We start from the raw sequence: 12,500 nt of genomic DNA on the forward strand, positions 1-12,500 counted from the left end.
AGGTGTGGGCGTCGGTGGCGACGGCCATCGATGTACCGGCACGGCCCCGACGGCCCGGATCCCGGCTGCGGGTGCGTCCCTATTTCGGCTCCGGCCAGTGCCACTTTCAGCTCCGGCCGGGGAAAATTTCAGCCCCTCCGGCGTTTGAGGAGCGGGGGTCCGGGGGCGGAGCCCCTGGGTACGGGTTGGGTAGGGGCGGAGGGGGCGAGAGAAACGTGGGGCGGCAACCAACCGGTGCCGGGACCCGCTCGCCCCCGGCCGCAGGGAACGTCAGAGTGCTTCCGCCGCCGGCTTCACCATGCCGCGGACCGTGCGGGACTTGACGAAGGTGCCCAGGGCCGTCATGTCCCACTCGCCGGAGAACTGCTTGATGAGCTTGGCCATCATGACGCCCGTCTGGGCCTCGGCGTGGGTGAGGTCGAAGCGGACGAGCTCCTCGCCGCTGGCCGCGTCGACCAGGCGGCAGTAGGCCTTGGCCACGTCGGTGAACTTCTGGCCGGAGAACGAGTTGACCGTGAAGACGAGGGCGGTGACCTCCTGGGGGAGGCGCCCGAGGTCGACGGTGATCACCTCGTCGTCCCCGCCGCCCTCGCCCGTGAGGTTGTCGCCGGAGTGCTTGATCGCGCCGTTCACGATGGAGAGCTTGCCGAAGTAGCAGCTGTCGATGTGGTTGCGCTGCGGCCCGTACGCGATGACCGAGGCGTCCAGGTCGATGTCCGAGCCGCGGAACGCGGGTTCCCAGCCGAGGCCCATCTGGACCCGGGACAGCAGCGGGGCGCCGCCCTTGACCAGGGACACCGTCTGGTTCTTCTGGAGACTGACCCGGCCCTTGTCGAGGTTGATCTTGCCCGTGGCCGCGGGAGGCGCCGGGGGCACCGGCGGGACCGGGGGAGCGGCCGGGGGCTGGGGGGCCACGGCCTGGGGGGCCGCCGCCGGAGGCTGCGGCACGGGGGCCGGCTGGGCGGGTTCCTCCACGCTCACGCCGAAGTCGGTGGCGATGCCGGCCAGGCCGTTCGCGTAGCCCTGGCCGACCGCGCGGGCCTTCCAGGCGCCGTTGCGGAGGTAGACCTCGACGATCACCAGGGCCGTCTCCGAGCCCAGCCGCGGCGGGGTGAACGTGGCCAGGACCGTGTTGTCGTCCGCGTTGCGGATCGTCGCGGTGGGTTCGATGCCCTGGAACGACTGTCCCGCCGCGTCGGGGCTCGCCGTGACGACGATCTTCTCGATGCCCGGGGGGACCGCGGCCGTGTCGACCGTGATCGCGTCGGGGCCCGTGCCGCCGCCGGAGCGGTAGGTGACACCGGGGCCCGTGGGCTGGTTGTAGAAGATGAAGTCGTCGTCGGAGCGCACCTTGCCGTCGGCGGTGAGCAGCAGGCTCGACACGTCGAGCCGCACCGGGGCGGTGACGTCCACCGTCACGCGGGAGACGGGGAGAGGGATGTTCGAGCCGGGCGTCATAGCTGTCATGCCTGGGGTAACGAGCGGAGGTGCTTTACCGTTCCCTTACTCAAGGGTAGGGACTCAAGGGTAGGGATGGGGGGGCAGGCCCGGGTGGGTGAGTGTGCGCGCACCTCACTCAGGGCAGGTGCGCGCACGTCCCTCAGGGCACCACGACGATCTTGCGGCCAAGGCCCGAGGCGAACCGGTCCAGGGCCTGCGGGTAGCTCGCCAGCGGGAGGCGGTCGCTGATGAGGACGGACGGGTCGAGGACGCCCGCAGCGAAGAGTTCCGCGGCCCGTTCGAAGCTGTGCAGGACGGCCATCGAGCCGGTGATGGTGATCTCCTGGTTGTAGATGCGGTACGGGTCGACGGTCACCCGGGTCGCGTAGTCGGCGACGCCGAACTGGAGGAAGGTGCCCGCCTTGGCGACCCGGCCCAGGCCGTCCTGGATCGCCGCCGCGTTGCCCGTCGCGTCGACGACCACGTCCCAGCCCTGCGGGCGGTCCAGTTCGGCGGGGTCCGCCGCCGCTCCGGAGACCCCGAGCAGCCGGGCGGTGGCCAGCCGTTCGGGGTTCACGTCCACGACGTCCACGCGGGCCGCGCCGGTGCGCTTGGCGAGCTCCAGCATCATCAGGCCCATCGTCCCGGAGCCGTAGACCAGCACGTGGGCGCCTAGCCGGGAGCGCAGGACGTCGTAGCCGCGGACGGCGCAGGAGAGCGGTTCGATCAGGGCCGCGTCCTGGACGGCGACGTGCTCGGGGAGCTTCACGCAGTTCGCGGCGGGGGCGGTCGCGTACTGCGCGGCGCCGCCCGCGGTGGTCACGCCGATCGCGGCCCACCGCTCGCAGAGGTTGCCGTGGCCCGTACGGCAGTAGCGGCACTCGTGGCAGTGGAGGGAGGGGTCGACGGCCACCCGGTCGCCGACGGCGAGTTCCGTGACCCGGGTGCCGACGCCGACCACGACGCCGGCGAACTCGTGGCCCGGCACGATCGGCAGCTCGGGGGCGAACTCGCCCTGGAGGATGTGCAGATCGGTGCCGCACAGACCGCAGGCGGCGACCTCGACGACCACCTCGCGGGGGCCCGGCGTCGGGTCGGGGACCTCGGACACGACGGCTCGTCCGGCGGACTCGATGACTGCGGCCTTCATTTCACGGCTCCGAGTGACAGGCCCTGGACGAGTTTGTCCTGGGCGGCGAACCCCGCGGCGAGCACCGGCAGGGAGACGACGAGCGACGCGGCGCACACCTTCGCCAGGAACAGGCCCTGGCTGGTGATGAATCCGGTCAGGAAGACGGGGGCGGTCCCGGCGACCACTCCCGTCAGGACCCGGGCGAAGAGCAGCTCGTTCCAGCTGAAGATGAAGCAGATCAGGGCCGTCGCCGCGATGCCGGGGAGGGCGATGGGGGCGACGACACGGGCCAGCACGGTGGGCAGCCGGGCGCCGTCGATGCGTGCCGCCTCGATCACGGCGACGGGGACCTCGGCGAGGAACGACTGCATCATCCACACCGCGATCGGCAGGTTCATCGAGGTGTAGAGGACGACGAGCAGCCAGATGTTGTCGAGCGTGCCGGTGTCCCTGGCGAAGAGGTAGACGGGGAGGAGGCCCGCCACGACCGGCAGCATCTTGGTCGACAGGAAGAAGAAGAGGACGTCCGTCCACTTCTTCACCGGGCGGATGGAGAGTGCGTAGGCCGCGGGGAGGGCCAGCAGCAGGACGAGGGCGGTGGAGGTCACGGAGGCGACCGTGGAGTTGACGAGCGCGGGCCAGGGGCTCGCGCCGCCGCTCGTGCCGAAGAAGTCGCGGTAGCCGTCGAGGGTGAGGGCGGCGCCGAAGGCGGGCGGGTTCCTCGCCGCGTCCGGTTCGGAGTGGAAGGAGGTCAGGGCCATCCAGGCGAGGGGCAGGAAGAACACGACGCCGAGCGCCCAGGCGGCCAGGCCCAGGCCGGCGCCCCGCGCGCGGCGGGGGCGGACGGGTGTGGCGGTGCTGCTCATCGGCGGGACCCCTCCTCGCGGAACAGGGACGACACGACGCGCAGGGCGAGGGTCGCGATGACGATGGAGCCGAGGACCACCAGGACGCCCGCGGCGGATGCGAGGCCGTTCTCGTGGGCCTGGTAGAAGCTCTGGTACACGGTGTAGGGCAGGTTGGCGGTGCCCAGGCCGCCGGAGGTGATCGTGAAGACGGCGTCGAAGTTCTGGACGATGTAGATCGAGCCGAGCAGGGCCCCCAGTTCGAGATAGCGGCGCAGGTGGGGGAGGGTGAGATGGCGGAAGATCTGCCAATCGCCGGCGCCGTCGACGCGCGCCGCCTCGATCTGCTGGTGGTCGCGGCTCTGGAGGCCGGCGAGCAGGATCAGCATCATGAACGGCGTCCACTGCCAGACCAGGGACGCCTCGACGGCGAGCAGCGGGGTGTTCGAGATCCAGTCGGGCTGGGGTCCGCCGACGATGTGCAACAGGCCGTTCAGCAGGCCGTATTCGGGGTTGAAGAGCAGGTGTTTCCACAGCAGGGCCGCGGCGACCGGGACCACCAGGAAGGGTGCGATCAGCAGGGTGCGGACGATGCCGCGGCCCTTGAACCGGCGGTCCAGGAGCAGCGCCAGGGCCAGTCCGAGGGCCAGCGAGACGATGACGACACCGGCGGTCAGCAGGACCGTGGTCCAGAGGGAGTGCCGCAGGTCCGCGTCGGTGAGGACCTGCGTGTAGTTGCCGAATCCGGTGAAGCGGCGGGCCTTGGGATAGAGGGAGTTCCAGTCGAAGAACGAGATCACCAGCGTGGCCACGAAGGGCAGTTGGGTCACCGCGATCATGAAGATCAGGGCCGGGAGCAGGGGGCCGCGGGTGGCCCAGGCGCGCAGCCGGGCCGAGGGCTGTCCGTGGGTGCGTACGGGGGGAGCGGCCACGCGGGCCGTCGTCGTGGCGGTCATCGTCCCTCGTACTCCTCGGAGATCTTCTCGGCGAGCTTCTGGGACCTGTTCAGGGCCGTGGCGACGGACTGGCGTCCGGCGATGGCCGCACTGATCTCCTGCGAGACCTTGGTGCCGAGGTCGGTGAACTCGGGGATGCCGACGAACTGGATGCCGGGCGCGGGGCGCGGCCGGACACCGGGGTCCTCCGGCCGGGCGCCCTCGATGGCCGCGCGGGTCATGTCCTGGAAGGCCGCGGCCTGTTCGGTGTAGGCGGCGTTCGTGTACGTCGAGGCGCGTTTGCCCGCCGGGACGTCGGACCAGCCGGCGGTGTCGCCGACGAGTCGTTCGTAGCCCTTGCCGGAGGCCCAGGAGATGAACTTCCAGGCCTTGTCCGGGTTGCGGGAGGCCTTCTGGAGTCCCCAGGCCCAGGTGTAGAGCCAGCCGGAGGAGGCGGTCCTCTCGACGGGAGCGGGGACGTAGCCGAGTCTTCCCCTGACCGGGGAGTCCTTGGCCTCCAGCAGGCCGGCGGCGGAGGTGGCGTCGTACCACATGGCGGTCTTGCCCTGGGTCATGTTGTTGAGGCACTCGGCGAAGCCGGACTGGGCCGCGCCGGACTCGCCGTGTTCGCGGACGAGGTTCACGTAGAAGCGGGTCGCCTTCTCGAACTCGGGTGAGTCCAGGCGTGCCTTCCAGTCCTTGTCGAACCAGGTGCCTCCGAAGGTGTTGACCACGGTGGTGAGGGGGGCCATGAGTTCGCCCCAGCCGGGGAGGCCGCGCAGACAGATGCCCCGCATGCCGGGTTCGGCTCCGTCGGCCGCGGCGGCGAGCCTGCCCACCTGGTCCCAGGTGGGGTGCGCGGGCATGGTCAGGCCCTTCTTCGCGAACACGTCCTTGCGGTACATCAGGAAGGACGACTCGCCGTAGAACGGCTGCCCGTAGAGCTTTCCGTCGGCGGCGGTCAGGGACTGGCGCATCGGTTCGAGGATGTCCCGCTCGTCATAGCCGGGGTCCTTGGCGACGTACGAGTCCATCTCGTGCAGCCAGCCGTTGCGGGCGTAGATGGGTATCTCGTAGTTGGAGAGGGTGGCGACGTCGTACTGGCCCGCCTGGTTGGCGAAGTCCTGGCTGATCTTGTCGCGGACGTCGTTCTCCGGCAGGACGGTGAAGTTCACCTTGATGCCGGTCTCGCGGGTGAAGTGGGCCGCGGTGAGTTTCTGGAGCTCGGTCATCTGGGGGTTGTTGACCATCAGGACGTTGATGGAGTCGCCGCCGGAGCCCGTCCCGCCGGCCCCGGCCCAGCAGCCGGAGAGCAGCGGGGCGAGCAGCGTCCCTGCGGCGGCGCCGGCGAGCAGTGCCCGCGGTGGCCGTCGTCGGCTCGGGGTTCGCATGGATCGCTCCTGGACTTGGAGGGGGGTGAATGTGTCGATATCGGGCATGCGTGGGTGGGGTGCGGCCTCTGACGTGCCTACGTGCGTGTGCCGCCGGGGTCAGACCCGTACGACCTGCGGTCCCAGCAGCGCGTACCGGTGCGCCTCGGCCGCGGGCAGCAGGGTGCTGGTGACGATCGTGTCCAGTGCGCCGACCTCCGCGAACCGGCAGAAGCCGGCCGCCCCGAACTTGGTGTGCACGCCCACGAACACGGTCCGCCGCGCGGCCCGCACCGCCTGCGCCTTGACCTCGCCGACGGCCGGGTCGGGGGTGGTCAGGCCGTACTCGCGGGAGATGCCGTTGGCGCCGAGGTAGGCGAGGTCGACGACGAAGCCGGCCAGCATCTTCGTCGTCCAGTGGTCGACCGTCGCCAGGGTGCCCGGCCGCACCCGGCCGCCGAGCAGCAGCACGGAGACGTTGCCGGATCCGGCGAGCGCCCCGGCGACCGGGAGGGAGGCGGTGACCACGGTGAGCGGCCGGTCGGTGGGCAGTGCCGCGGCGATCAGCTGGGGGGTGAACCCCTCGTCGACGAAGACCGTCTCCGCGTCCCCGAGCAGCTCGGCCGCCGCGGCGGCGATCCGGCGCTTCTCGGGGACATGGCTGGTGGCCCGGTGGGCGAGCGTGGTCTCGAAGCCCGCGCTCTCCACGGGGCAGGCGCCGCCGTGCGTGCGGCGCACGAGCCCGTGGTCCTCCAGGGCGCGCAGATCGCGGCGCACGGTCTCCTTGGCCACGCCCAGGTCGGCGGCGAGCGCGGTGACGTCGACCGAGCCGGTGGCGCGGGCGACCCGCACGATCTCCCGCCGGCGCTCTTCCGCCGTCCTCGCGCCCATGCCGTCGCCTCCTTCGCCGCGGAGCTGCCCGTTCGGACTCATGGGGGAAGTTCTACAGCGGGCGCACCGCGCCGACCAGGCCTGTTGCGGGGCCGATGCTGCCCGGATGCGCCCGTTCGCGGGACGGCGTGCCCGTCGTGGACCTGCGCCGCCGCGGCGCGCGGCGGGGGATCGGGCACGGTCGGTGCCCGAACACGGGGGCGGGCGGGCCCGTTCGGTGCCCGCCCGCCCCCGTTCGCCGGTCCGGTGCCGGCCAAGTGGCGTGTCAGTACGGCCAGATGGGAGGGTCGTTCACGAAGTGCCCGCCGAGGAAGGCGTGCGCCGCGTTGCCCTCCTCCAGTTCGCCGTGCTCGGCGATCAGTTTCGCGGCGTACGGCTCCGAGTCGTCGCGCGGCTCGTAGCCGAGGGCCCGCGCGGACGAAAGGTCCCACCACAGGCGGGTGTTGGCGGAGGAGCCGTAGACGACCGTGTGCCCCACGCCCTCGGCGGTCAGGGCCGCGTGGAAGAGCCGGGCGCCGTCCGCGGGGCTCATCCAGACCGAGAGCATGCGCACGCTGGTGGGCTCGGGGAAGCAGGACCCGATGCGCACCGAGACGGTCTCCAGGCCGTGCTTGTCCCAGTAGAGCTGTGCCAGGTCCTCGCCGAAGGACTTGGAGAGGCCGTAGAAGGTGTCGGGGCGGCGCGGGGTGTCCACGGGGATCAGGGGGTCGTCCCCGCGGGGGCGCGGGGTGAAGCCCACGGCGTGGTTGGAGGAGGCGAGGACGACACGGCGTACGCCCTCCTCGCGCGCCGCCTCGTACAGGTTGTACGTCCCCTCGATGTTCGCCTTGAGGATCTTGTCGAAGGAGGCCTCCAGGGAGATGCCCGCGAGGTGGACGATCGCGTCGACGCCCCGGACCGCCTCGCGCAGCGCCGCCCGGTCGGCGAGGTCCGCGGTGATCGCCTCCGGTTCGCCCTCGACGGGGAGCATGTCGAGCAGGCGCAGCTCGTGGCCGTACTCCGGCAGCAGCCCGCGCATCAGGGTGCCGAGTCCGCCGGCGGCGCCGGTGAGCAGAACGGTGCGGGGAGCGGGCATGGGGGTCTCCTCCGTGCCGGCCGGTGTACCGGGTCCGGACGTGGTGGGGGCGGGGCGTCGGGGGTCGGGGCGGGCGGCGCGGGTTCGCCGGTCAGTCGTATTCGTGTATCACATTCACATCCATGGACAAGCTAAGGATCGCCGACGTGCCGCGTCAAGGGGTGTGCGGACGAGGTGGATCGGCCTTCGAGTCGCGGGTTTGTACGCTTGACCGGCCCCGAGGTGGCGGCTTAGCGTGAGCGGGTTCATAAATATGGACATGGATCAGAAACATGCACTCGGTGGGCATCTTTCCTAGGGAGAGTCCGTGACGTCAGCCCTTCTCGCCTCCCGGCTGGGCATCCCCAGCGGGCCGCTCTTCTTCCCCGTCACCGCGTTCGGTCCCGACGGCGCCGTCGATCCCGGTGTCTGCGCGGAGCATGTGCGGCGCGGGGTCGGGGCCGGAGCCGCGGCGGTCTTCGTGTGCTGCGGCACCGGGGAGTTCCACGCGCTCGTTCCCGAGGAGTTCGAGGCGTGCGTACGGGCGGCGGTCGAGGCGGCCGGAGGACGGGTCCCCGTGGTCGCGGGCGCCGGATACGGGACGGCCCTCGCCGTGCGCTACGCCCGCCTCGCGGAGGCCGCCGGGGCCGACGGACTGCTCGCCATGCCGCCCTACCTCGTCAACGCCGGACAGGAGGGCCTGCTGCGGCACTACCGGGAGATCGCCGCCGCCACCTCCCTGGATGTCATCGTCTACCAGCGCGACAACGCCGTCTTCACCCCCGCGAGCGTGGTCGAACTCGCCCGCACCGAGGGGATCATCGGCTTCAAGGACGGGCTCGGCGACCTGGACCTGATGCAGCGGATCGTGAGCGCCGTACGGAGCGAGACGCCCGGCGACTTCCTCTACTTCAACGGACTGCCGACGGCCGAACTGACCGGGCTCGCCTACCGCGGCCTCGGGATCACGCTCTACTCCTCGGCGGTCTTCTGCTTCGCCCCCGAGATCGCGCTGGCCTTCCACCGGGCCCTGAACGCGGGGGACGACGCCACGGTGAACCGGCTGCTGGACGGCTTCTACCGGCCCTTCGCCGATCTGCGGGCGCTGGGACGCGGCTACGCGGTCGCTCTCGTCAAGGCGGGCGTCCGGCTGCGCGGCCTGGACGTCGGCGAGGTCCGGCCCCCGCTGGACGAACCGTCCGAGGACCACGTCAAACAGCTCGCGCAGCTGATCGACCGCGGATACGCGCTCGTCGAGGAGGGCCGGTGAGGGCGTCCGCGTTCCTCTACCCCTGGGACGTCAACGGGGATCCGGCGGCCGCCGCCAGGACCGCCGCTCTTGGCGTGCGCCAGGTGACCCTCGCGTCCGCCTACCATTCCACGCGCGCGCTGACCCCGCGCCACCCCCGGCACCGGATCGTCACGGCCGCGCACGCCGCCGTGCTGTATCCGGTGGACGAGGCGCGGTGGCGGGGCCGGGCCCTGCGCCCGTACCCGGCCGGGGACTGGGCTCCCGGTGACGCGTTCGGCGAGGCCGCCGCCGCACTCGCCGGCGCCGGCCTGGACGTCCACACCTGGGTCGTGCTCGCGCACAACTCCCGTATGGGGGACGAACATCCGGAGACCTCGGTCGTCAACGCCTACGGGGACCGCTACCCCTGGGCCCCCTGCGTCGCCCGGCCCGCCACCCGCGCCTACCTCGCCGGTCTCGCCGCCGAGGCGGCCGTGCGGCCGGGCGCCGCGGGTACGGAACTGGAGTCCCTCGGCTGGTACGGGCTCGCGCATCTGCACGCCCACGACAAGACCGCCGGGGTGCCGCTCGGGGACGCCGGGCAGTATCTGATGTCCCTCTGCTTCTGCGCCTCGTGCGCGGAGGGATACGGCCGACAGGGCCTCGACGCCGAGGAGTTGGCGTCCTTCGTGCGCGGAGCGCTGGAGCCGGTGTGGCGGGGCGGGCCGTCCGGCGGGGGCTGGGCCGGGGTGGAGAAGCTGCTCGGGGCGGGCACCGCGGCGGCCACCCGCGTCTGGCGCGACCAGGTGGCCCGTTCGCTCCAGGAGGAGACGGTCTCCGCGGTCCGGGCCGCCGCGCCTGCCGGGTTCCAGGTGCTGCTGCACGCCGACCCGGTCTCCTTCCACTGCGGCGCCAACGCCGGGGTGGATCCCGGGCACATCCTGTCCGTGGCCGACGGCGTGGTCGTGCCGTGCACGGGAGGCGCGGGTCCGCTGACACCGTTCGCGGAGGCGATCCGGGCGGGGGCGCGGGGGAGGGTCCTGGCCGCCAACTTCACCGTGGTGTCCGGGATGGGCGGCCGGCCGGAGGCCCTGGCGGCCGACGCGGCCCGCGCCGCCGAGTTCGGCGCGACCGAACTGCGGCTGTACCACGCCGGGTTGGCCTCGGACGCCGATCTGGACGCCGTGCGGGGGGCGTTGGCGGGACTGGGCTAGGGCAAACGGGACGCCCGAGAGGGGAACGTCCGTGATCCTGCCGGGGATCCGCTCACCGTCTCGTCACGCGGCTCCGCCCCCTCCCCTCCGACCGGCCCGCCCCGGACGGGGCGCGGTCGGAGGAAGGGGAGGGGGCGGAGTGCGTCGCGTCTTCAGGCGGTCACCGTGCGGGCGGTGATGTCGCCGTGGGCGGTGGTGGCGTGGATGGTCAGGCCGGGAGTGCCGTCGTTCTTGAGCGTGTTGCTGATCCGGCCCCGGGTGGTGGCGGCGTCCAGCGCGGCGGAGACGCCGGGGGCGGCGCCGACACTGATGTCGCCCATCAGGGTGCTCAGCGTGAGGGTGCCGCCGGCCGCCTCGCCGATGGTCAGGTCGCCCTTCTGGGTGCTGATCTCGGCCGGGCCGTTGAGGCGGCCGACCGTGATGTCCGCGTCCAGACCGGTCAGCCGGACGGTGCCGGCCTCGTCGAGCTCGACCGAGCGGTGGCCGCCCTCGAAGGTGACGTCGCCGAGCCGTCCCACGCTCCGGAACTCGGCGGCGGCGGCCTTCGCCTCGACGCGGGAGCCGGCCGGCACCTGCACGGTCACCTCGACGGACCCGGAGGAGCCGAGGCCGCGGTTGCGGGCGTCCGGGATCTCCACGCGCAGGACGCCTTCCGCGTAGGAGACCTCGGTCTGCTCCGCGGCCTTCACGTCGCGGCCCTTGGAGGCGTCCGCGGGCAGGACCTCGACCGTGGTGTCGGCGCGGTCGGCGGCGATGAACCGGATGCGTCCGGCCGGGATGTCGATGATCGCGGAGACGGGGGCGGTGGTGGCGAACTTCTGCATGATGCTCTCCTTATGTCTGCGTCACGTGCGTTTCCCTGCTGCTTTCTGACATTGGAAACGCTACGTTGCGTTCAAGGATTGGGCAACATGCTTGTTGCGCAGTATCGCTGTCATTGCAGGTGGAAGCCGTTAATTCGTTGCAATGGTTCTGCTTCTAATGCAATAGTCCTCGCTGAGAGTGTTGCAATGGAAGGGAGTGAACGCTCCGCGGGGCGCCCGGACGGGTCCGGACGCCCCGCATGGAACCGAGCAGTGGAAGCGTTCAGTTCTTCAGCAGTGCGCAGACGAAGTTCTCCTCGACCGCGCGCAGCTTCTCCAGCAGGTCGGGCTTGGTCGTCTTGTTCACCTGGGTGGTGAGCGAGAAGGTCAGCGACCGCCGGCCGTCCGGTGTGGCCGCGATCAGCTGGGTGTAGCCGGGGAAGTTGCCGGTGTGGCCGAGGACCACTCCGCAGCGGGTGGAGTAGCGGAAGATCGCCGCCCCCGCCTTGTTCTCGCCCGGGCCCGCGGGCTCCGAGGCCCCGTCGACCCACTGCCGCTGCTCGCGCAGGGTCGCCTTGGAGATCAAGGCCCCGCCCGCGTACCCGCGGATGAAGCGGGTCAGGTCCGCCGGGGTCGAGATGATCCCGCCCGACGCCCACACGCCCGACGCGCCCAGCGCCTCGCTGACGTCCTCCGGGGGATTCGGCGGCGTGACGTCGTAACCGTGCATGTACGGCCGCGGCATCTCGTAGCCCTGCGGGAGGCTCGTGTCGCGCAGGCCGAGCGGCCGGTAGACGAGGCCGCGCAGCAGCTGCTCGTAGCGCAGGTCGGTCGCCGCCTCCGCCATCAGCGCGACCGCGATGTTGTCCGAGTTCGAGTACTGGTACCGCGATCCGGGCCGGAACAGCAGCGGTTCGCCGGCCACGTAGTCGAGCAGCCTGCGCGAGTCGAAGTGGTGGTGCGGATCGGCCGTGAGGATCTTGATGAACTCGGGGCTCTGCGAGTAGTCGGGCAGCCCGCTGGTGTGGTTCAGCAACTGGCGCAGCGTCACCGCGTGCCACTGCCGGGGCAGGGACGGCAGCCGGCGGCCGATGGTGTCGTCGAGGGAGAGCGCGCGCCGGTCCACCAGGCGCAGTGCCACGGCACCGCTGAACGCCTTCGCCGTGCTCGCGATCCGCGTGTGGTCGTCGGGGTCGATCGGACGGCCGCTGACGAGATCGGCCACTCCGGCGCGCACCACACGGGAGCGGCCGTCGCGGTCCAGGACGGCGATGACACCGGGCGGGCCGCCGGGGCTGCGCACCAGCTCCTCCAGCTGCTTCCGCAGGGCCTGGTCCCGGTCGCGGCCCGCGGAGCCGGAACCCGTGCCCGCGGGGGAACCGGGACCGGAGGCGGGACCGGCGTCGGCCGGTCCGGCCATGGCGCCGGTGAGGCAGGCGGCGGCCAGCAGGGCGCCGAGGGACGAGCGCAGCCGGGGGCGGCGGGGCAGGGGCATGGGGGTCTCCCGAGTCGGGCGGGTCCTGGGCACGCCCAGCTTCGGCCCCGGATGATCACCCCGCCTGCGCCGCTGCTGCATACGGAGGAG

At 71.9% G+C, this 12,500-nt stretch carries 11 protein-coding genes; 2 read left to right on the plus strand and 9 right to left on the minus strand.

Annotation, left to right across the window (positions count from 1 at the left end; genetic code table 11):
* Positions 1–270: 270 nt before the first annotated feature.
* The 7 genes from ACFWI4_RS38240 to ACFWI4_RS38270 all read right to left on the minus strand — a co-directional run bounded on the left by ACFWI4_RS38240 (position 271) and on the right by ACFWI4_RS38270 (position 7,688).
* On the minus strand, positions 271–1,458 hold the full coding sequence (locus ACFWI4_RS38240) for a TerD family protein (RefSeq protein ID WP_387205966.1): 1,188 nt from the start codon (positions 1,456–1,458) through the stop codon (positions 271–273).
* Positions 1,459–1,600: 142 nt separating this feature from the next.
* Positions 1,601–2,590, minus strand: a complete 990-nt coding sequence (locus ACFWI4_RS38245) for a zinc-dependent alcohol dehydrogenase family protein (protein ID WP_387205924.1) — start codon at positions 2,588–2,590, stop codon at positions 1,601–1,603.
* A complete protein-coding gene (locus ACFWI4_RS38250) occupies positions 2,587–3,438 on the minus strand; it encodes a carbohydrate ABC transporter permease (RefSeq protein ID WP_387205926.1) in 852 nt (283 codons plus the stop codon). Before ACFWI4_RS38250 ends, ACFWI4_RS38245 begins: the two co-directional genes overlap by 4 nt.
* Positions 3,435–4,373: a carbohydrate ABC transporter permease gene (locus tag ACFWI4_RS38255; protein ID WP_387205928.1), complete on the minus strand. Its 939-nt coding sequence runs from the start codon at positions 4,371–4,373 to the stop codon at positions 3,435–3,437. The genes ACFWI4_RS38250 and ACFWI4_RS38255 overlap by 4 nt, the downstream gene beginning before the upstream one ends.
* Positions 4,370–5,743 carry an ABC transporter substrate-binding protein gene (locus ACFWI4_RS38260; RefSeq protein WP_387205930.1) on the minus strand — a complete coding sequence of 458 codons (1,374 nt, stop codon included), beginning with the start codon at positions 5,741–5,743 and terminating at the stop codon, positions 4,370–4,372. The genes ACFWI4_RS38255 and ACFWI4_RS38260 overlap by 4 nt, the downstream gene beginning before the upstream one ends.
* 99 nt (positions 5,744–5,842) lie before the next feature.
* Entirely contained in the window at positions 5,843–6,613 is a 771-nt protein-coding gene (locus ACFWI4_RS38265; protein WP_387205968.1) for a DeoR/GlpR family DNA-binding transcription regulator, read from the minus strand.
* A 265-nt stretch (positions 6,614–6,878) separates the two neighbouring features.
* Positions 6,879–7,688 (minus strand): NAD-dependent epimerase/dehydratase family protein, encoded by an 810-nt coding sequence (locus tag ACFWI4_RS38270; RefSeq protein ID WP_385405568.1) that lies wholly within the window; start codon positions 7,686–7,688, stop codon positions 6,879–6,881.
* 307 nt (positions 7,689–7,995) lie between these two features.
* Here ACFWI4_RS38270 and ACFWI4_RS38275 point away from each other — a divergent pair, with 307 nt between their 5' ends.
* A complete protein-coding gene (locus tag ACFWI4_RS38275) occupies positions 7,996–8,937 on the plus strand; it encodes a 5-dehydro-4-deoxyglucarate dehydratase (RefSeq protein WP_387205932.1) in 942 nt (313 codons plus the stop codon).
* Complete coding sequence (locus tag ACFWI4_RS38280) at positions 8,934–10,112, plus strand: hypothetical protein (protein ID WP_387205934.1); 1,179 nt, start codon at positions 8,934–8,936, stop codon at positions 10,110–10,112. Before ACFWI4_RS38275 ends, ACFWI4_RS38280 begins: the two co-directional genes overlap by 4 nt.
* 152 nt (positions 10,113–10,264) lie before the next feature.
* On the opposite strand, the gene ACFWI4_RS38285 is transcribed toward ACFWI4_RS38280, so the two are convergent.
* Positions 10,265–10,936: a hypothetical protein gene (locus ACFWI4_RS38285; protein ID WP_387205936.1), complete on the minus strand. Its 672-nt coding sequence runs from the start codon at positions 10,934–10,936 to the stop codon at positions 10,265–10,267.
* Between the two features lie 262 nt (positions 10,937–11,198).
* Entirely contained in the window at positions 11,199–12,410 is a 1,212-nt protein-coding gene (locus ACFWI4_RS38290) for a serine hydrolase domain-containing protein (protein WP_387205938.1), read from the minus strand.
* Positions 12,411–12,500 lie beyond the last annotated feature (90 nt).

Source organism: Streptomyces sp. NPDC127038 (assembly GCF_042725875.1).
In the GTDB taxonomy this organism is placed as follows: Bacteria; Actinomycetota; Actinomycetes; order Streptomycetales; family Streptomycetaceae; genus Streptomyces.